We start from the raw sequence: 20528 nt of genomic DNA, 5'->3' as shown, positions 1-20528 counted from the left end.
CCCGGGCGCGGCCTGCGGCCTTAGTCGGGTTGCTCGCTACTTGCGGAAGAGTTCACGCGATCTGGATGTGGATATTTTTCCAATCTCGCCAGAGGACCAATTTTCATGCCCTATCTCCGTGAACACGGCACAGTAAAGAGGTGCTTCGCTCCAATCCGTGCGACGTTGCCAGACAGCCGGATCGCTCACGATGTCAACAGAATCTTCAAGCGATAGCTCGATAGGACCGGCTGTTCTTAAAATCGCAATCAGAGAATTTCCACCGCGTATTAGTGACGTTAAAACAGAAATAGAGCGGTCTATGGCTTCATTTTTGCTGATTCCGAATTTGAGAAGAATTTCTGGAATTTCTGGCAGAAAGCCTTCCTCCTCGCAAATCAGACCGATCAAGTATTCGATCTCGTGGTCTTCTAGAATCACTATTTTTTCTGACATTGGCGCCTAACGCCTGAATTAAGCCGCCCCGCAGCCCGGCGGCGACTGTTTGTGAGCGTAGCGTAAAGCACACTTATGTTGCCACGATGCAGGTACGTTTTTGAAAAATTGTTAGACCGCGGCAACGCCGTACATCCCTCTTTGTCGAACTTCTGATATGAAACGCCAAAACGAGCGGAAGTTGCCTTCAAATTCATCTGCCAGGGAAACTTTTATAGGTTCCAAATCTGTGAACAAGCCCTCCGGCGATTCAAGGCGCACTTGAAATGGGTCTGAGTGAATAACTGCATGGCCCGTATAGACGTCAATATAGTGGCGCATGTTGACGCGCGGCGTTCTTCTCCCATTAGCCAGGGGCACAGGAATAATGGCAGGCAGGCTAGCAACGTCAAGAAACTGCACGCCTTTAACGATTGAGTTTGGACCCTTTAGATGATGGGTTGAACCTACGGCGGGAAAGACATAGTAAACAAGCCGTTTGGACCTAACCCTGTCACGCAGGGCTTGCATTTGATGATGCGGACCATGAAAGCGATGGGCACTTCCAACGTAGTGATTTGAAGCTTTGAACTGAAGCAAGAGAAGCTTGGCCCCGATCTTTGCGCAAGCGTCAAAACCTGCACGGGCCTCTTGCTTCTGGGTAAGACCGAACCACAGCACATCCTTCTTCCATAACCTTGGAAGGTCTTTGCAAAGGTTTAGTTCGATCGTCTTTTCCGGAATACGCATTACGGCTCCATCCTCGGCCTAATAACGAATAGACCCGAAAAACGGCCATCACCCGAGTCTGATCCGCCCGCCAACACACTGTCAACGCCATCACGATCAATCAAATTGATCGCATCGCAGCGGGTCGCTGGATGCCCGAAGGCACGGCATCTGAAGCGGTCGCTGCCGAAACCGCCGAAGCACAAACGCGGGGTCCCGGCCTTCGCCGGGACGACGGCGATGGGGCGTGTGGCCACCTTAACCAACCGTCGCCGCACGGGGGTACACTTCCCGGATGCGCCCCGCCCGGCTCCTGCTGCATGCCCTGCTCTGCTTCGCCCTGGTGGCGAACGGGGTCGGTGCGGCGATGGCGTCGGTACGCGGGAGCTGCGGGCATGCGGGCAAGGCCGGCGCCGATGTCTCGGCCATGACGCACACCTCGGTCATCGCGCACGCACCGGGCATGACGCACGCCGCGGCCCCGACGCAGGCCAAGGCCGAGGCGCATTGCGCCGAGATGGTGGCGATGGCGGCGGCGGATGACGCGGATACCGTCATGCATCACGACCTGCCGGCCGACGACGCGAACGATGCCGGCGATACGGGCAACGACGAATGCGACGACGCCTGCAGCTGCGCCTGCGCGAGCCATGGTTTCGCCGTGCTGATGCCGCCCGCGCTGTCCCTGCCCACCGGCGTACGCATCGCCGATACGCGCACCCGCAACACATCGCACGCGACGCCGTCGCTGCCGCATCCGATCCGACCTCCCATCGCCTGAACGCGTGTCGCGCCCATCGGGGCGCCGTCGTCGCGCGCATCGCGCGCATTCCGTTCCGTTCGATCCGGCCGTGGCGCGCGTTCGCGCATCGCGGCGGTGGAGCATCGCATGTCTTCCTCTTCTTCCTTTTCGGGCGGCCTCACCCGTCGCCGTTTCGTCCAGGGCCTCGCCGCGGGCGGCGCGCTGGCCGCGTTCGGCTGGCCGCGCGCGGGCGCGGCCGCGCCGCGCGTGCCGGTCTTGACCGGCACCGATTTCGATCTCGTCATCGACGAACTGCCGGTGAACTTCACCGGCCGCATCCGCCCCGGCGTGGCGGTCAACGGTTCGGTGCCGGCGCCGACGCTGCGCTGGCGCGAAGGCACCACGGTCGAGCTGCGCGTGCGCAACGCGCTGCGGCCTGGATCGATCCACGGTCGCCAGACCTCGATCCACTGGCACGGCATCCTGCTGCCGGCGAACATGGACGGCGTGCCCGGCATGAGTTTCGACGGCATCGGCCCGGGCGAAACGTATCGCTATCGTTTCGAGCTGCGTCAGTCCGGCACCTACTGGTATCACAGCCATTCCGGCTTCCAGGAACAGGCCGGCCTCTACGGCGCGCTGATCGTCGATCCCGCCGGTCCGGAACCGTTCGACTGCCAGCGCGATCATGTCGTGCTGCTCAGCGACTGGACCGATCTGGCGCCGGCCGATCTGTACGCGCGGCTGAAGAAGATGCCCGGGCACGACAATTACGCCAAGCGCACGGTCGGCGATTTCCTGCGCGACGCGAAGCGCGACGGCCTCGCGGCGACGCTGGAAGACCGCCGGCTGTGGGGCGAGATGCGGATGACGCCGACCGATCTGTCCGACGTCAACGCGCACACCTACACCTACCTGATCAACGGCACGACCTCGCTGGGCAACTGGACCGGTCTGTTCGCGCACGGCGAAAAGGTGCGGCTGCGTTTCATCAACGGCTCGGCGATGACCCATTTCGACGTGCGCATCCCCGGCCTGAAACTCAGGATCGTCGCGGCCGACGGCCAGCCCGTGCATCCGGTGAGCGTGGACGAATTCCGGATCGCGCCGGCGGAAACCTTCGATGCGATCGTCGAACCCGCGGGGCAGGATGCGTTCACGCTCTTCGCACAGGACATCGGCCGCACCGGGTACGTCAGCGGCACGCTGGCGGTGCGCGAAGGCCTGCGCGCGCCGGTGCCCGAGGTCGATGCGCGCACGATCCTGACGATGGACGACATGGGGCATGGGGGCATGGGGCATGGGGGCATGACGCATGGCGGCGAGCACGCGGGCCACGACATGTCGTCGATGCAAAGCGCACCGATGAAAGGCATGGAAGGCGGCTGCGGCGCCAACATGCATGGTTCGATGCACGGGTCGATGCAGCATTCCATGCAGGACTCGATGCAGGCCCATCCCGCCAGCGAAGCCGGCAATCCGCTGGTCGACATGCAGACCATGGCGCCGGCGCCGAAGCTCGACGATCCCGGCATCGGCCTGCGCGGCAACGGCCGCACGACGCTGACGTATTCGATGCTGCGCAGCCTGTTCGACGATCCGGACGGCCGCGCCCCCGGTCGCACGGTCGAACTGCATCTCACCGGGCACATGGAGCGCTTCGCGTGGTCGTTCGACGGCGAGCCGTTCGCGTCCGCCGAACCGCTGCGGCTCAACTACGGCGAGCGCATGCGCATCGTGCTGGTCAACGACACGATGATGACCCATCCGATCCATCTGCACGGGATGTGGAGCGACCTGGAGGACGAGCACGGCGAGTTCCTGGTGCGCAAACACACCGTCGACATGCCGCCGGGCACGAAACGCGGCTATCGCGTGCGCGCCGATGCGCTCGGGCACTGGGCCTACCACTGCCATCTGCTCTATCACATGGAAGCGGGCATGATGCGCGAAGTGCGGGTGGAGGCATGAACATCATGCGCCATCGCATCGCCACCCTCGCCGCGGCGCTCGCGCTCGCAACGACGACCGCACATGCCCAGCAGCCGCACCGGCACGACACGCCCGCGCCGGAACCCGCACCGAAGACCGCGCCGACCGTCGATCATTCGGCCATGAATCATTCCACGATGGATCATTCCACGATGGATCACTCCGTCATGGAGCATGGCGACATGAAGCACGGCGGCATGGACCACGGCGGCATGGATCATGCCGCGATGGATCATGCGAAGCACGAGACGGATGCCGCGCAGGCGCCGCGCACCCCGATTCCGCCGATCACCGACGCCGACCGCGCGGCCGCACGCGCGCCGGCGCACGGCCACGACCACGGCGATCGCGTCGTCGGCACGCTGCTGTTCGATCGGTTCGAAGCCTGGAACGACCATGGCGGCGGCCAGGCCTGGGAAGCGCAGGGCTGGATCGGCACCGACGCGCACAAGCTGTGGCTGCGCAGCGAAGGCGAACGCGAGGACGGACGCACCGCCGCGGCGGACATCGAACTGCTGTACGGCCGGCCGCTCGCGCGCTGGTGGGACGTCGTCGCCGGCGTGCGTCACGAGACCCGCCCCGGACCCGCGCGCACCGCGGCGGCGCTCGGCGTGATCGGCGTGGCGCCGTACAAGTTCGAGGTCGAGGCCACCGGGTATCTCGACGCCTCGGGCCGTCTGTCCGCACAGGTCGAAGCGGAATACGACGTGCTGCTGACCAATCGGCTGATCCTGCAACCGCTAATCGAGGCCGAATGGCATGCGCGCGACGACCGCGATCGCGGCATCGGCGCCGGCTTGTCCACGATCGAAGCCGGTGTGCGCCTGCGCTACGAGATCACGCGCCGGTTCGCACCCTACGTCGGCATCGTCCACGAACGCAGCTTCGGCGACACCGCCGATCTGCGCCGCGACGAAGGCGAAGCCGCGGAAGACACGCGGGTGGTGGCAGGTCTGCGCTTCTGGTTCTGATCTGAAGGGCACGCTGCGCACGATGAAGGCCGCCGCCGGAATCCTTTCCGGCGGCGGCCGGCCCCAAGGGGGGCACAAACGTCGGCGCTGCGCGCAGGCGCCCCGCAACCGCCTCGCATCGCCCATGTGCGACGGGAGGCGGACCGCACTCAGAGCATCAGTGCCCACGCCCAACCCAGCCATTTCGGCGTGTACTGGCAGCTGTATTTGTGCACGCGCAGCTTATAGCTCCCGGTGCTGGGCGCGACGAAATCCACGATCTCGTAGGTGTTGTCCCAGCTCAGCGAACTGGCCACGATCGCGTTTGTCGGGCCGAGAATGCGCATGTCGAGATCGGCGCCGGGTCGCGAGGAATAATTCGGCGCCGCCGGATTGGCGTCCCAGGCCATCGCCACGCGCACGCGCCGTCCCGCCTGCACGTAAACGCTGCTGACGATCCATTGCACCGGCGACGCGCAGCTGTAGCCGGTGCCGCCCCAGGTGCCGTTGGCATGACCGGCGACCTGATCTGCGAAGCTGGCGTTGATTCCGCCGGCGCCGTCGTGTTCGCTCAGGCGCGCCGCGCCTTCGAGATTGGTGGTGGCGGTGGCCATCAGGATCGACTTGACCGATTCCGGCCAGATGCTCAGCCAACCGTTCCGGCGCATGGTCAATGCGGCGGCGCCGGTGACGATCGGCGCGGCGAAGCTGGTGCCGCTGACGCCCGCGGGTCCGGTCAGCCCGGTGCCGAGCGTGGTGACGATGCCGACGCCCGGGGCGACGACTTCGGGTTTTTCGCGATCGCCGTGCATCGACACCGGATCGCCCGAACTGGAGAACGGCGCCATCGCCCACGGCCAGCCGCGGTCGTTGAACGCGCCCACGGCGATGACGTTGTAGGCCTGCGAGGGATTGAGCACCCGGTTGCCGAGGCCGCCGTTGCCGGCCGCCACCACCACCGTGCGCCATTGGTCCTGCACGATCCTGTCGTAGAAACGCTCGAACGAGCCCGGGCTGCTCGAAATGCTGCCGCCGAAGCTGAGGTTGATCGCGCATGCGCCCCAGCTGACCGCGCGATTGCTGCTGGCCTCCAGCAACGTCTGGATGCCGATGCATGCGCCGCCGGACCACAGCAGCGCGTTGCGCGCGATACCGCGCTGGAACGCATGATGACTGCGGATCACGCCGGCGACCGCGGTGGCATGGCCGTTGGTGCATCCGGGATTCGGCCATTCCAGCGCCACGCCCGCCAGATTGGGATTGCCGGCCTGGATCGTGCCGCCCACTTCCACCAGCGCAGTACGCACGTTCTGGCCGGTGTTGCCGACCATGTGCGCCTGATAGGCGCCGACCGAGTTGCCGGAGATCGAGAGCAGCGATTCGTATTCTTCGTCGACGTACACGCGCGACACGCCAGGGGACAGACTCAGCCCGCGCAGTTCGCCGGCCGGCACGATCGCGGAGACCGCGGGCGACAGCGCATCGGGCACCGGCTCGTAGCCGAGTTCGCTCAGTTTGCCGGTGAGCGCGGCGGTGGACGCTTTGGCGATATCGGCATTCTCGGCGTCCAGTCGCGCGTAGAGGGCTTCCACTTCGCGCACGGTCGCACTGTCGTCGCCGGGCTCCGCGAGCGGTTTGTCGGAAGGCACCTCGACCGATGCGAACAGCGGCCGCCGCAGGCCGAGATCGCGCACGCGATCCAGCCAGAACACCACCGGCACACGTTCGTCGGCCGGGATGCTGTCGACCAGCCGGACCAGGCCGGTGTCGAGACGCGCGTACTTCTGTTCGTAGATCTTCTGTTCCTCGGCCTCGAATGCGGTCGGGTCGACCTCCTGCGCGCCATCGTCGAGCGCGATGGCGTAGATCGCGCCATCCTTCGTCGATTCGATCTTGAAACCGTGATAACCGCGGCCCTGCAGCTCGAAATTGGCGCTGGCCGAGTCGTGCACGCGGAGTTCGTCGATGCTCACGCCCTCGCGCTCCGCCACCCGCTCGATCGCCTTTCTGCCCAGTTCCGGATCCTGCGCTGCGGCAACGCCCGCAGCGGCCGCCATCACCACTGCGCACGCGATCTCGAGTCGATGGCGACGCGGAAACGGGCGGCCGCAATCGTCGTACGCCGGCATCGTCGGTGCTGCCATGATTCCTGTTTGCATGGTGCCTCACTCCTGAGTGATGGTGGGCTCTGGCGCGCGATCGCACCGCGCGGGCTTACCTCCATCGCCATCGCCGTCGCCGGTAACCGCAAGCGCGTCGCGATCGGAACGCGCACAGCCGGCGTGTGCGATGGTCGAGCGCAGACAGGCATCCGTCCGGAGCCGTATCCCGACGGCCGTCACCTCCTTGTGCGTGTTGTGGCGATTCCGTTGCGATGTGCGGGCTGTCGGCGAACGTCCGATAACGATCGGCTGCGAATCCGGAAAAACTGTCAATGGCGAACGATGTGACGTGTCACGATGCGTTTCGATCAACGCGCTTCGATCGATACATTCGTTCGATGCATTCGATCGACGCACCCGGGATCTGTTGTTCGATGTTCCAGCCGGACATGCGGGATGTGCGGAACAAGCGCCTTCAATCCCCTGCCGGCACTGCAAGCATGATTGCGATCTCCTGATCGCGCGAGCTTCGGCGTCATCAACCTACCGACTCATGCGCCATATTTTTGCGCCCACGATCGCACTTCCCGCGCATGAAAAACTTCGCGTCGACGCGAGCATCGCGCATGCTCAATCGTTGCTGCGGGATTGGATCGATCGTCTATATCGCGCGCCGATCCTGTTCGAAAATCCATCGCTGCTTTCATGGCCATCAGGCATCGCGTTTCGTGCGCATGCGCGCACACGACAGCGTTCGCGTCATCGCGAAGATCGGATGTCTTCAATCGTTTCGGCGGTGCTCGATCGAGCATCCATATCGCGCTCGGAGTCTGTTCGAGATCTCCGGCGCACAGGCCGGCAGAGCGACCTTCAGACCGCCATGCCGGTCATCCCGCGACGATTCAACGGCGCGGTTTTCAACAGCCGAATGGCGGGTCAGGCCGCTCTACCGGCGATCCTGCGGGCTCGCCGGGATTCGGAGCAGACGTTCAGATCGCCTTCGAAAATCTCGGCCTGTGCTCCTGCCCGCCGACATCGGTGGCGGGCGCCTGCGGTGCCGGGAGATAGCGATCGAAGCACATCGCGATATTGCGCAGCAGCAGGCGTCCGCGGGCGGTCACGTCGATGCGTTCGTCGCCGATGACCACGAGGCCGTCTTCGGCCAAGGGTTCCAGCCGGGCGAGCGCGTCGGCGAAGTAGACGCCGAACTCGATGCCGTAGCGGCGTTCCAGCGCCGATACCGGAATCTCGCCCTGACACATCAGGCGCTGGATCAGATCGGCGCGCAATTGATCGTCTTCGCTGAGAAACATGCCGCGGAACACCGGCAGGCGGCCTTCGTCCAATGCGATCTGCCAGCTCGGCAGGTCGCGCGGATTCTGGCTGTAGCTGTCGCCGAGATGGCTGATCGCGCTCACCCCGAGTCCGATCAGATCGCTGTCGGCGTGGGTGGTGTAGCCCATGAAATTGCGGTGCAGGCCGCCGCGTTCCTGGGCTTGCGCCAGTTCGTCGTCGGGCAGCGCGAAGTGGTCCATGCCGATGTAGACATAGCCGGCCGCGGTCAGGGTCTCGATCGCGAGCTGCAGCAGGGCCAGCTTGGTCTCCGCATCCGGCAGCAGGCTGGCGTCGAGCTGGCGCTGGGCCTTGAACATGTCCGGCAGGTGCGCGTAGCTGTACACCGCGAGGCGGTCCGGGCGCATCGCGATCACCGTCTCCAGCGTGCGCCGGAAGCCGTCGATGGTCTGGTTCGGCAGGCCGTAGATCAGATCGATGTTGACCGAGCGGAAGCCGTGGGTGCGACAGGCCTCCACCACCGCGCGGGTCTGTTCGACGCCCTGGATGCGGTTCACCGCTTCCTGGACGGCCGGGTCGAAATCCTGCACGCCGAGGCTGGCGCGATTGAACCCCGCCGCGGCCAGTTCGGCCATGTCCTGCGGCAGCACCGTGCGCGGATCGACTTCGATGGAGATGTCGCGATCGGCGGCATCGCTGAACCGGAAATGCCGCTTCAGCACGTCGACCATGCAGCGCAGTTGGGTCGGGCTGAGGAAATTCGGGGTGCCGCCGCCGAAATGCAGCTGGATGACCTCGCGATCGCGATCGAACAGCGGGGCGATGGCCGCGATCTCGCGACACAGGTGGGTCAGGTAGGCGTCGGCACGGGTTTTGTCGCGGGTGATCACACGGTTGCAGCCGCAATAGAAGCAGGGGCTGAGGCAGAACGGCACGTGCACATAGATCGACAGCCGGCGCGGGATCGGGTCGCCGTTGCTGTCGTGGATCGCGCGCCGCAGCGCGTCCTCACCGAAATCCGCGTGGAACTGCGGTGCGGTGGGGTAGGACGTATAGCGCGGGCCGGGCCGGTCGTAGCGGCGCAGCAGGTCGGCGTCGAAAGCGAGAGCGGGCATCATTCGCACAGCCTAGGCGGAGGCCCGCGATGCCGCATTGACTCAAATCAACAACGCCGGGCGCGCCGCGCGAAGCCCTGCCGCATGCTGCACTGCAGCGGAAATGCTCAGACCAGCAGGGATTCCGGCACGTCCAGATCCACCGACAGCGCCAGGTGATCGGACCAGGCCGCGGGCATCGCGCGCATGCCCGCGCACGCCAGACCGTCGGCGACCAGGATGTGGTCGATCGCACGCTGGGGGCGCCAGCTCGGAAAGGTATGCACGGTGCAGGCGGGCGGCTGCAGCCGGGTGCGCTGGAACAGCAGCGCCATCTCGGGCTGTTCCGGCGTGCAGTTGAAGTCGCCCATCAGCACCGAGTTCGGATGGTCCTGCAGACGCTCGCCGATGAAGGCCAACTGCGACCGGCGCGAGCCCGCGCCCAGCGAGAGATGCGCGACCGCCACGGTCAGGCTGTGGGCATCGCGACCGAAGCGCGCGATCAGCACGCCGCGGCCCGAAAGGCGACCCGGCAACGGGTGATCCTCGACCTCCACCGGCTCCATCCGCGACAGCAGCGCATTGGCGCTGGCCGCGACCACGCCGACCCTGCGATTCGAAGCGGCCACGCCCACGTTGCGGTTGGGCTGGTGGCTCCAGTAGTCGAAACCCGCGCGCTCGGCGAGGTAATGGGTCTGGTTGGTGAAGCCGGAGCGCCAGCTGCCGGGATCGCTTTCCTGCAGGCCGACGATGTCGTGCTGCGCGACGAGATCGGCGATGGTGTCGAGCGAGCCGCGCTTGTCGCCGAGCGGGAGCACGTGCGACCAGCTGCGGGTGGCATAGTCGGCATAGCGGCGGGTGCTGGCACCCGCCTGGATGTTGGCGCTCAGCAGCCGCAGCCGTCGGGTCGCCGTTGCGACGGCGGCCAGGGCGGCCGCAGCCGGCGCATCCATTCCTCGCTCCGACACCGGGCGATCAGGGCGTCGCGGGCGCGACGCTGCGCATGCGCTCGTGGGCGATGATCGCGTCGGCGATGCGCAGGCGGTCTTCCCAGGTCCGGCCCGTCACCCGGTACTTGCCGTTGATGATCAGCGTCGGCGTGCTGTTGGCCTGCTGCTGGATGATGTACTGGCGGGCCTTGTTGAACTTGCCGGTGACGGCGAAGCTCTTCATGTTGCCGGCGAACTGCTTGGCGTCGACGCCGAACTGGGCGTAGAACGCCGCGATGTCGGCGTCGCTGTCGTCGCCGCGCTCGCCCTTCAGCCGGTTCTCCAGATGGATCGCGTCGTAGGTGCGCTCGTGCGCCTTCTCGAGGATGCCCATCGTCTGCGCGGCGTAGAAGCTGCGCACGAACTGGTCCCAGTTGCCGCCGAAGGCCGCCGGCACGTAGGTGAAGCGCACGTCGGGCGCCAGCGTCTTCTTCCAGCTCACCACCAGCGGCTGGAACGAGGCGCAGGCCGGGCAGACGTAATTGAAGACTTCCACCACCTCGATCTTGCCGGCCAGCGGTTCGAACGGCTGGCCGCCCTTGATCATCTCGTAATCCACGCCGAGCTTGAGGCCCGGGATCGCGCCGTCGGCGGCGGCGGGCGCGGGATCGACCGGCGCGGCAGGCGCAGCGGCGGCATCGGCCGGGGCGGCGGCGGCGTTCGGGTCGGCCGACGCCTTCGCGGCCGCTTCGGCGGCGGCCAGCGTCGCCGCGTCGTCCGCGGGCGCTTCGGTCGCGGCGGCCGGTGCGGCGGTCTCTTCTTCCTTCTTGCCGGTGCATGCGGCCAGCACGAACGCGGCCAGCAGCACGGGGATCAGGTGTCGCTTCATCGATCTTTCTCCAGTGGGGATTCCGGGGGCGTCAGGGCGTTTTCTTCGCCGCGGCGCGTTCCATGGCGATCAGACCATCGACCACGCGCCAGCGGTCTTCCAGCCGGCGCGCGCGCACGATGTATTTGCCGTTCACGATCAGCGTCGGGGTGCTGCCCACGCGATTGGCGACGGCGAACGCGCGGGCGCGGGCCATGCGCGCGTCGACGTCCTTCGATCGCATCGAGGCCACCATCTTCGCGCGGTTCAGACCGCGCTGACCGAACCAGGTTCCCAGTTCGTCGATGCTGGCGTTGCTGCGCGGCAGCGCGCCCTGCTCGTGGATCGCATCGAACAGCGGCTGGTGGATCTTCGGCACCGCCTTGGCCAGATCGGCCGCGAAATAGGCGCGGGCGTAGGCGTCTTCGGGATCGAAGGCCGCCGGCAGGTAGACGAAATTCACGTCGGCGGGCTTGGTCTTCTTCCAGGCGTCGACCATCGGCTGGAAATCCGCGCAGTGCGGGCAGGTGTAGGCGAACACCTCGACCACCTCGATCTTGCCGTCCGGGGCCTGCTGCCAGCGCTGCCCGCCCTCCAGCACTTCGTAATCCAGGCCCACCCGCGGCGGGCCGGCCGGCGCCTGGGCGCAGGCGGTGAGCGGAAGGGCCAACAGCAACAACCAGGCGAGCAAACGCGTCATGGGAGGCATCCTGCGGGACATGGAAACGGAACGGGGAGAAAAGAGGGGGACGGCAGACGAAAAACGCCGGCTCAGAGCATGTCCGTGCCGGCGTTCGTGTTCAAGCATCCGTTTTCAGGCGCGTCGCCGCATGCGCGGAGAACGGGCCCGTGGCCGGATCAACCCTTGCCGCCGCCGGTTTCGGGGCGCGCATGCAGGCCCTGCATGTAGCTCGACAGCGACTGGATTTCCTCGTCGGTGAGCGACTTCGCCACCGAGGACATCACATGGAACAGGGTCGGATCCTTCTCGGTGGTGGTACCGGCGCGGTATTCCTGCAGGCGGCGGGCGGTGTACCAGGACTGCTGGCCGCCGACGTGCGGATAGGCCGGGCCCGGGTTGCCGGTGCCGGCGGCGCCATGGCAGGCCATGCAGGCCGGAATGCCGCGGGTGGTGTCGCCGCTGCGGTAGAGCTTCTGGCCCACTTCGTAGAACTTCAGGCCCTGGTTCGGGCCGCTGGCGATGACGGTGTCGTCGGCGATGCCGGCGCCCGACTTGTGGGTCGCGAAGTAGGCGCCGATGTCGCGCATGTCCTGGGCGCTGAGCGCGGCGGCGAACGGCTGCATGATCGGGTTCGCGCGCTCGCCGGTCTTGAACAGGGTCAGCTGGCGGGCGATGTAGCGCTCGCTCTGGCCGGCGAGGCGCGGGTACAGCGTCGGGTCGGTGGCATTGCCGTCCAGGCCGTGACAGGCGGCGCAGGCGCCGGCCTTGGTCGCGCCGGCCTGCGGGTCGCCGCCCTTGGCGGTGGCCAGCGCGGCGGCAGCGGCAGCGGCGTCGAGCGGGGCGCTCTCGACCGGGGCGGCTTCGGGCACGGGCGTGACCGTGGTCTGGGCGATGGCGGCGGCCGCCGCGACCGCGAGAACGGCGAGACCGGCAAAACCGAAGGCACGGGCGTGACGCATGCTCAACACTCCAAAAGGACGGGGCACGGGAACGGCGACAGGCCGCCCGCAGGCCGAAACCGGGAAATTATGGTCGGCGGCCGGGGCAGGGTCAAACGGCAGCGGGGTCCGGCCGTGCGATCCTATGCCCATGGCTACCCCTCCGAACCCGTTCGCCCGCGCCGACTATCTGCTGGCCGCCCACAACCCGCGCCAGCTGCCGCCCGACGGCGGCGCCGAAGTGGCCTTCGCCGGCCGCTCCAACGCCGGCAAGTCCAGCGCCCTCAACGCCCTCTGCCAGCAGAATGCGCTGGCGCGGGTGTCGAAAACCCCCGGGCGCACCCAGCAGCTGGTCTTTTTCAACCTGCCGCCGCACGACGGCCGCTACCTCGTCGACCTGCCCGGCTACGGCTACGCCAAGGTGCCCAAGGATCTGCAGGCGCACTGGCAGGGATTCCTCGACAGCTATTTCGGCAGCCGCATCGCCCTGAAGGGACTGGTGGTGGTGATGGATATCCGTCACCCGCTGAAGGATTACGACCGCCAGATCATCGCCTACGCCGCCGAACGCGGACTGCCGGTCCACGCCATCCTGACCAAGGCCGACAAGCTCGGCCGCGGCGCCGGCCTGAACGTGCTGCAGGCGGTCCGCCGGGACCTGCAGGGCCAGTACGGCGACACCGTCAGCGTGCAGACGTTCTCGGCCGAATCGAAGGTCGGCGTGGACGAACTGCGCAAGCTGGTGGCGGAGTGGCTGGGGCTCTGACCGCCGCACACGGGTCGCCGGTTCAACCTTCGGCCAGGCGCTGCAACAGCATCATCGCGACCGATCCGCCGACCACGATCGCGACGAACAGCAGGAAATACCGGATCGCGGACCGCTTGGCGGTCGGCGCGGTCGCGGCCGCTGTCGCATCTTCGCCGTCCTCATCGTCGTCGAAGACCACCGGCTCGCCGCTTTCCCACTCCGCGACCACCGCGCGGGCGTCGTCGTAACGGTCGTCGGACACGCGCACGAGGATCTCGGTGTTCGCCGGCAGTTCGCCGACCGCGCCCTGCAGGTATTCGCCCTGGATGAAGGCCGGAATGCCTTCGGCCTCCAGCATCTGGCGGACGAGATGGGCATCGGCGATGTTGGCGGCGCGGTAGGCGATGATCATGCGGGCCTCGCGTTGTGGTGGGCAGCGGACAGCGTATCGGAGCGGGCGCGCGATCGCGACGGCCGATGCGCATGGCGGATGGGCATGATCCGACGCGCATGATCCGATCCCGTCGCGGATTCCGCTGTCATGAAGGTCGACGACGCGCCGCGCGTCGACGGATGCGTTCCGACCTTCTCCCTGCCCGAGCCCCCCGACTCATGACCCTGCCTCTCCCGCACCGCCCCTTCGGCAGACTCGCCGCCTGCGCGCTGCTCGTCCTTGCGCCGTGGATGGCGTCCGCGACGCCGTACACGCCGGCGCCGCCGTTCTCCGCGATCTACGAAACCTACAGCCCCTCGATCACCGACAACCTCTACACGATGGACTACGCCGAGGCGCTCAGTTCGACGAACGGCGCGGGATACACGAACCTGCGCACGGCGTTTTATCTCGAACGCACGCCGCAGGCGCACACGAAGCCGATGTATCGCTACGTGAAGGGCGCACCGCAGACCGAACACCTCTTCATCACCGACTTCCCGCAGGATCTGGCCGACGCGCAGGCACTCGGCTACATCTACGAAGGCATCACCGGTTATCTGTACAGGTCGCCGGTACCGGGTTCGCTGCCGCTGTACCGCCTGTCGCGCGGCAGTCTCAACGCCGACCGGGTGCACAAGTTCGTCACCAGCGACAGCGAGAAGAACACGCTGATCGCCCAGGGCTGGACCTTCGATCACATCGAGGGTTACGTCCCGAGGACGACGCTGTACTGGCCGCCGAACGCCAGCAGCGGGACGCCGGGTTTCCCGCTGCTGCCCAACGGCCACATCCTCACCCGCCGCTGCCAGCAGACGCCGCTGCAGAACAACACCTGCACCGGCACGACCTTCCGCAACGGTTACTTCGGCTACAAGACCGTGCTGTCGACGTTCAAGCCGGCCGGCGCGACGACACAGGTCATGGAATTCGATCTGTGGTCGCCGGACTATTTCGACCAGCCGCAGTCGGACCACATCGCGATCGGCCTGCACGGGCGCTGGGACATCGACTTCGGCAACATCGACAACGTCTCGAATCTCGCGCGCAATCACCACGCGCTCGGCATCGCGATCGGCGCCTTCGAGAAATGCGGCATGACCGTCCGCCTCGAAGCCTTCTGGCCGACCGGCAACAACGTCTCCCGCTGCGGCGGACAGGCGCAGCTCGAGAACAACCGGCTCTACCATTTCAGGATCGCGGTCACCGACAAGGGCGAAATCGAGTACGCAGTCACCCCGGGTTACATGGACATCGTCACCCCGATCATCCACGGGTTCTACAACGGCAACAGCTACTTCAACGGCGGCTACACCTTCCCGACGCAGGAGACCGGCTATTTCATCGCCACGGCCACCGCTTCGGAAGAGGACTACACCGTCTACCTGAGCAATCTCAGCGTCACCTGGGAGTAGGCGGCCTGGCCGCCCGGCGCGATGCGCGACATCGCGCCGGTCAGGCGTCGCGCAGCCGCGGATCCATCCATGCGCGCAATGCGTCGACCAGCGCGTTGATCGCGACGATCAGCGCGCCGACCACCAGCACCACGCCGAGCACCAGCGTGTAGTCGCGATTCAACGCGCCCTGCACGAAATAGCGGCCCATGCCGGGAATGCCGAACACCTGCTCGACCACCGCGGAGCCGGTGACGATGTTGATCAGGGCCGGCGACAGCCAGGCGATCACCGGCAGCAGCCCCGGCCTGAGCGCATGCGCGAACAGCAGGCGCGCCTCCGACAGGCCGCGGGCGCGGGCGGCGACCAGATATTCGGCGCCGAGCGTTTCCAGCATCGACGCGCGGGTGAGGCGCGCGCAGTAGGCGAGGTTCGGCAACGCCAGCGCGATCACCGGCAGCACGATGTTGTCCCACTCGCCCCAACCACCCGCGGGCAACCATTGCAGGGTCACCGCGAACAGCAGCACCAGCAGCGGCGCGACCACGAACTTCGGCACCGCCAGTCCCAGGCCCGCGAACAGCATCAGCGCGCGATCGACCCATGCGCCCGCGCGCAGCGCCGCCCACACGCCCAGCGGCACGCCGAGCAGCAGCGCCAGCAGCAGCGCGAGGCCGCCGTTGAGCAGCGACACCGGCAGCGCCTGGGCGACGAGTTGATTGACGGTGTAGTCGGGATACTGGAAAGAAGGCCCGAGATCGCCGCGCGCGACATCGCCCAGCCATGCGCCGTACTGCGCGACCAGCGGCCGATCGAGGCGATAGCGCGCTTCGAGCGCGGCCTGCACTTCCGGTGGCGCCGCCTTTTCGGTGTCGAACGGCCCGCCGGGCGCGGCGCGCAACAGGACGAAACACAGCGTGGCCAACAGCCACAGCGTCAACAGGGCTTCGAGCAGGCGCCCGGCGAACCGCTTCATCCGATCATGCGAGCTGGACGTGGAACAGACGGCCGATCAGCGCCGCGGCGGCCATCGCCATCGCGCCCCAGAAGCCGACGCGCAGCGCGCCGCGCAGCGGCGACGCACCGCCGGCCCAGCCGGCGAGCGCACCGGAACCGAACAGCGCGAGCAGGGTCGCCACGAAGGTGACCGGTTCGATCCGGCCGGCCGGGGCCAACGCCACGGCGGCGATCGGCAACAGCGCCCCGACGGTGAACGCCGCCGCGGAGGCCAGCGCCGCCTGCAGTGGCCGCGCGCTGAGCGCATCGGTGATGCCCAGTTCGTCGCGCTTGTGCGCCGCCAGCGCGTCGTGCGTGGTGAGCTGCTGAGCGACCTGCGCCGCGAGATCGGGCGTCAGCCCGCGCTGGACATAGATGTGGGTGAGTTCCAGCAACTCGTGCTCGGGCTCTTCGGCCAGCTCGCGCATTTCCTTGGCGATGTCGGCGTTCTCGGTGTCCGCCTGCGATTGCACCGAAACGTATTCGCCCGCAGCCATCGACATCGCGCCGGCGACGATGCCGGCGACGCCGCTGGCGAGCACCGCGCCGGTGGTCGCGCCGGTCGCGGCCACGCCGACGGCCAGGCCGGCGATGGAGATGATGCCGTCGTTGGCGCCGAGCACCGCAGCGCGCAGCCAGCCGACACGATCGGTACGATGGGTTTCGAGGTGCCAGCGGCGCATCGGTCACTCCAGTGAAGGCGGCACGCGGAGGGACCGCGTCGCGATGCGGACAGTGTACTGCGCGTCGCGGCGAGGGCCGGAGTCGCGTCTCATTCGCGCAGCGCCAGCCATCGCGACGGATGCCGGTCCAGCGGATTCGCTTCGAACCCGCGCACCTGCGGCGCGACCAGATGCTTCGACGTGTAGAAGTACAGCGGAATCAGCGCATGCCCGTGCAGCAGCCGGGTCTCGGCGGCGCGCAGCCAGGCGTTGCGCGCGGGTTCGCTGCGGGCGGCATCGGCCTTCGCGAACAGCGCGCGGTAGCGCGCGTCGTCGTAACCGGGCCAGTTCAGCGCACCGTCGTCGGCGAACGCGGCCAGGAAGTTGCGCGGATCGGCGACATCGCCGATCCAGCCGCCGCGGAAGACCTGGGTGATCGCGCGCTGGCGACGGTTCTGCACGAACACTTTCCATTCCTCGTTGCGCAACCGGACGCGCACGCCGAGGGTGTCGCGCCACATCGCCGCCACCGCCAGGGTCAAGCGCCGGTGCGGCGTGGACGTGTTGTAACGCAGTTCGAGCGTGAGCGGATTCGTTTCCGAGTATCCGGCGGCGCGATACAGCGCCCGTGCCCGCGCCTCGCGCCGCGCCTGGTCCCAACCGGCCCAGTGCAACTGCGCCGGCGCGTAGCCCGGCAGGCCGGGCGGCACGATGCCGTAGGCCGGCGTTTCGCCGAAACCGGTGACGTAACGCGTGAGCCTGTCGCGATCCACCGCCAGCGACAGGGCTTCGCGCAGTTGCGGATTGTCCTTCAGCGGCGGCCGCACGACATTCATGCCGAGCCAGAACGCGCCGATGTAGGGCGAGATCCGGATCTGCGCGCCGAAGCGTTCGCGCAATGCGGGCAACGGCTGCGGCGGCAGGGTTTCGGTGATGTGCAGATCGCGGGCGGCATAGCGCTGCAGCTCGGCGGCGGCGTCCTCGGTGACGTGGAACCGCACCCGCGCGATGCGCACCTCCGCGGCGGCGTGGAATCGCGGATTCTTCTCGACCGTCAGATTCGCCTGCGGCGTCCACGCGGCCAACCGGTACGCGCCGTTGCTCACCAGCCGGCCCGGCCGGGTGTGCTGGTTGCCGTGGCGCTCGACCGCGGGCAGATACACCGGAAACGCGATCGGCAGGGTCAGCAGCGCGGGCAGACCGACCGCGCGGGTGGTGCGGATGCGCACGGTACGCGCGTCGGGCGCATCGATGCCGAGGCGCATCGCCGGCATCTCCCCGGCCTGCACCGCCGCGGCGTTGAGCACGGCATCGAACTGTTCGGCGAACGGCGCTGCGGTCTGCGGTGCGAACGCGCGGCGGAAGCTCGCGACGATCTGCGGCGCGTCGAGCGGCTCGCCGTTGCTCCAGCGCAACCCGGCGCGCAGATGGAAGGTCCAGAGCCGGCCGTCGGCGGACACCGTCCAGCGCTCGGCCATGCCCGGGATCAGACGCCCGGCGGCGTCTTCGGCGACCAGGCCTTCGTAGAGATCGCGCAGCACGTTGCCGCAGGCGACTTCCTGGCACTTGTGCGCGTCCAGCGTCGACGGCTCCGGGCCGTTGCCGCGTTCCAGCTGCGTCGTCGACCGTGCTGGACCCTGCGCAGCCCGGCTCTGCGCCACCGAGACCGGCGCCGCCCCGATGGAACACAGACAGAGCAGCGCGGCAACAATCCGGATCATCGACGACGGCTATAGTGCGGATCTTGCGATGGTAGGGCAGCAACCCCATCTCGCCTACCCGCCATCGCCGCGCAACGTTCCGCCCATCCGGGGTCTCCCTTCCGGACCGGACCTTGCCCGGCTCCAGCCCCATCCTCACGGAACGACCATGTCCAGCCCCAGCCACGTCGCCGACACGCCCATCACCGATCGCGACCAGCTGGCGGCGGTCCTCGCCTCCGGCGAGAAGCCGAAAGCCGATTGGCGCATCGGTACCGAGCACGAAAAGTTCGGTTTCCGACTCGACGATCTGATGCCGCCCACGTTCGACGGCGAGCGCGGCATCGAGGCGCTGCTCATCGGCCTGACCCGCTTCGGCTGGGAGCCGGTGAACGAGCACGGCCGCACCATCGCGCTGCTCAAGGACAACGCCTCGGTCACGCTGGAACCTGCCGGCCAGCTGGAACTCTCCGGCGCGCCGCTGGAGAACATCCACCAGACCTGCAGCGAAGTCGGCAGCCATCTGAAGGAAGTGAAGGCCGTCGCCGACGAACTCGGGCTCGGCTTCCTCGGCATGGGTTTCCAGCCGAAATGGCGCCGCGACCAGATGCCGTGGATGCCGAAGGGTCGCTACAAGATCATGCGCGCCTACATGCCGAAGGTCGGCGGCCTCGGCCTGGACATGATGACCCGCACCTGCACGGTGCAGGTCAATCTCGATTACGCCAGCGAAGCGGACATGGTGAAGAAGTTCCGCGTCTCGCTGGCGCTGCAGCCGATCGCGACCGCGCTGTTCGCGGATTCGCCGTTCACCGAAGGCCGGCCCAACGGCTATCTCTCCTATCGTTCGCACATCTGGACCGACACCGACGCCGACCGCACCGGCATGCTCGACTTCGTGTTCGAGGACGGTTTCGGCTACGAGCGCTACGTCGACTATCTGCTCGACGTGCCGATGTATTTTTCCTACCGCGACGGCGAGTACGTGGACGCCAGCGGCCAGAGCTTCCGCGATTTCATGGCCGGCAAGCTGCCCGCCCTGCCCGGCAAGCTGCCGACCCTGCGCGACTGGTCCGACCACATGACCACCGCCTTCCCCGAAGTGCGGCTGAAGAAATATCTGGAGATGCGCGGCGCCGACGGCGGCCCCTGGAATCGCCTGTGCGCGCTGCCGGCGTTCTGGGTCGGCCTGCTGTACGACGACGCGGCGCTCGACGCCGCCTGGGATCTGGTCAAGGACTTCAGCATGGCCGAACGCAACGCGCTGCGCGACCAGGTGCCGAAGCTGGGACTGCGGGTGCCGGCGCGCATCGGCGCGGACCGCAACGGCAGCCTGCGCGATCTCGCCCGCGAAGCGCTGAAGATCTCCGCCGCCGGCCTGCAGCGCCGCGCCGTGCGCAACAGCAAGGGCGCCGACGAGAGCCGCTTCCTCGACCCGGTGATCGAAGTCGTCGAAAGCGGCCAGACCGCCGCCGAACGCAAGCTCGACCTGTTCCACGGCGAATGGCAGGGCGACATCGACCGCGTGTTCCGCGAATTCGCGTATTGAAACGCGCCGGAGCGCACGCTCCGGTAGAGCGGCCTTCAGGCCGCTGAGCATAGATGAGGTAGAGCGGCCTGAAGGCCGCTGCTTTGGCGCGAGAATGGCGCAGCGGCCTGAAGGCCGCTCTGCCAACATCCCGAGGATTTGCCTCCCCCGGCCGCAGGCGCGGCATGGATATCGTCGCGCTCGGAGTGCTGCCTGGGCCGGCCTGAAGGCCGCTCTACCGTGGATGGCCTGCATCGCGGGCCAGCCGCGGGCCGCCGGCACGCCCATGCACACGAATACATCGTCACGCGGCCCTGAATTCGGATAGCCTCGG

Annotated in this window: 18 protein-coding genes; 6 read left to right on the top strand and 12 right to left on the bottom strand. The window is 67.2% G+C overall.

Translation table 11 applies throughout. The features are described from left to right. Positions 1-36: 36 nt before the first annotated feature. Complete coding sequence (locus tag ABD974_RS04135; protein WP_345302026.1) at positions 37-435, bottom strand: hypothetical protein; 399 nt, start codon at positions 433-435, stop codon at positions 37-39. A gap of 111 nt (positions 436-546) precedes the next feature. Continuing rightward, positions 547-1164, bottom strand: coding sequence for a hypothetical protein (locus ABD974_RS04130; RefSeq protein WP_345302025.1), 618 nt, complete (start codon positions 1162-1164; stop codon positions 547-549). Between the two features lie 274 nt (positions 1165-1438). Here ABD974_RS04130 and ABD974_RS04125 point away from each other — a divergent pair, with 274 nt between their 5' ends. The 3 genes from ABD974_RS04125 (at position 1439) to ABD974_RS04115 (ending at position 4848) form a co-directional block, all read left to right on the top strand. After that, positions 1439-1924, top strand: a complete 486-nt coding sequence (locus ABD974_RS04125; RefSeq protein ID WP_345302024.1) for a CopL family metal-binding regulatory protein — start codon at positions 1439-1441, stop codon at positions 1922-1924. A 108-nt stretch (positions 1925-2032) separates the two neighbouring features. Next, entirely contained in the window at positions 2033-3856 is a 1824-nt protein-coding gene (locus tag ABD974_RS04120; protein WP_345302023.1) for a copper resistance system multicopper oxidase, read from the top strand. Further along, positions 3853-4848, top strand: coding sequence for a copper resistance protein B (locus tag ABD974_RS04115; protein WP_345302022.1), 996 nt, complete (start codon positions 3853-3855; stop codon positions 4846-4848). Before ABD974_RS04120 ends, ABD974_RS04115 begins: the two co-directional genes overlap by 4 nt. 149 nt (positions 4849-4997) lie before the next feature. Here the strand turns inward: ABD974_RS04115 and ABD974_RS04110 are convergent, their stop codons facing one another. From ABD974_RS04110 to ABD974_RS04085, 6 genes are all read right to left on the bottom strand, one after another. Continuing rightward, on the bottom strand, positions 4998-6986 hold the full coding sequence (locus ABD974_RS04110; RefSeq protein WP_345302021.1) for a S8 family peptidase: 1989 nt from the start codon (positions 6984-6986) through the stop codon (positions 4998-5000). 932 nt (positions 6987-7918) lie between these two features. After that, a complete protein-coding gene (hemN, locus tag ABD974_RS04105; protein WP_345302020.1) occupies positions 7919-9337 on the bottom strand; it encodes an oxygen-independent coproporphyrinogen III oxidase in 1419 nt (472 codons plus the stop codon). Between the two features lie 107 nt (positions 9338-9444). Further along, positions 9445-10269 carry an endonuclease/exonuclease/phosphatase family protein gene (locus tag ABD974_RS04100; RefSeq protein ID WP_345302019.1) on the bottom strand — a complete coding sequence of 275 codons (825 nt, stop codon included), beginning with the start codon at positions 10267-10269 and terminating at the stop codon, positions 9445-9447. A 22-nt stretch (positions 10270-10291) separates the two neighbouring features. Continuing rightward, on the bottom strand, positions 10292-11134 hold the full coding sequence (locus ABD974_RS04095) for a thiol:disulfide interchange protein DsbA/DsbL (protein WP_345302018.1): 843 nt from the start codon (positions 11132-11134) through the stop codon (positions 10292-10294). Between the two features lie 31 nt (positions 11135-11165). After that, on the bottom strand, positions 11166-11813 hold the full coding sequence (locus ABD974_RS04090; protein WP_345302017.1) for a thiol:disulfide interchange protein DsbA/DsbL: 648 nt from the start codon (positions 11811-11813) through the stop codon (positions 11166-11168). A gap of 158 nt (positions 11814-11971) precedes the next feature. Next, positions 11972-12754, bottom strand: a complete 783-nt coding sequence (locus ABD974_RS04085) for a c-type cytochrome (RefSeq protein WP_345302016.1) — start codon at positions 12752-12754, stop codon at positions 11972-11974. Positions 12755-12884: 130 nt separating this feature from the next. Between ABD974_RS04085 and yihA the strand changes: the two genes are divergently transcribed. Next, entirely contained in the window at positions 12885-13499 is a 615-nt protein-coding gene (gene yihA / locus ABD974_RS04080; protein ID WP_345302015.1) for a ribosome biogenesis GTP-binding protein YihA/YsxC, read from the top strand. A 22-nt stretch (positions 13500-13521) separates the two neighbouring features. On the opposite strand, the gene ABD974_RS04075 is transcribed toward yihA, so the two are convergent. Continuing rightward, the gene (locus tag ABD974_RS04075; protein WP_345302014.1) at positions 13522-13893 is read right to left on the bottom strand and encodes a putative signal transducing protein; all 372 of its coding nucleotides are present in this window, start codon (positions 13891-13893) and stop codon (positions 13522-13524) included. A 200-nt stretch (positions 13894-14093) separates the two neighbouring features. On the opposite strand from ABD974_RS04075, the gene ABD974_RS04070 reads away from it, so the two are divergent. Next, positions 14094-15329 carry a hypothetical protein gene (locus ABD974_RS04070; protein WP_345302013.1) on the top strand — a complete coding sequence of 412 codons (1236 nt, stop codon included), beginning with the start codon at positions 14094-14096 and terminating at the stop codon, positions 15327-15329. A 40-nt stretch (positions 15330-15369) separates the two neighbouring features. On the opposite strand, the gene ABD974_RS04065 is transcribed toward ABD974_RS04070, so the two are convergent. The 3 genes from ABD974_RS04065 to ABD974_RS04055 all read right to left on the bottom strand — a co-directional run bounded on the left by ABD974_RS04065 (position 15370) and on the right by ABD974_RS04055 (position 18687). Next, on the bottom strand, positions 15370-16284 hold the full coding sequence (locus ABD974_RS04065) for an ABC transporter permease subunit (RefSeq protein WP_345302012.1): 915 nt from the start codon (positions 16282-16284) through the stop codon (positions 15370-15372). 4 nt (positions 16285-16288) lie between these two features. Next, complete coding sequence (locus tag ABD974_RS04060; protein WP_345302011.1) at positions 16289-16987, bottom strand: VIT1/CCC1 transporter family protein; 699 nt, start codon at positions 16985-16987, stop codon at positions 16289-16291. 89 nt (positions 16988-17076) lie between these two features. Continuing rightward, a complete protein-coding gene (locus tag ABD974_RS04055) occupies positions 17077-18687 on the bottom strand; it encodes a peptide ABC transporter substrate-binding protein (RefSeq protein WP_345302010.1) in 1611 nt (536 codons plus the stop codon). A 148-nt stretch (positions 18688-18835) separates the two neighbouring features. Between ABD974_RS04055 and ABD974_RS04050 the strand changes: the two genes are divergently transcribed. Continuing rightward, positions 18836-20215, top strand: coding sequence for a glutamate--cysteine ligase (locus ABD974_RS04050; RefSeq protein WP_345302009.1), 1380 nt, complete (start codon positions 18836-18838; stop codon positions 20213-20215). Positions 20216-20528: the final 313 nt, after the last annotated feature.

Origin of the sequence: Lysobacter hankyongensis, from assembly GCF_039543145.1 — a bacterium.
Classification (GTDB): Bacteria; Pseudomonadota; Gammaproteobacteria; order Xanthomonadales; family Xanthomonadaceae; genus Lysobacter_I; species Lysobacter_I hankyongensis.
The sequence above is the reverse complement of the archived record's forward strand: the minus strand, read 5'-3'. Positions and strand labels throughout refer to the sequence as shown.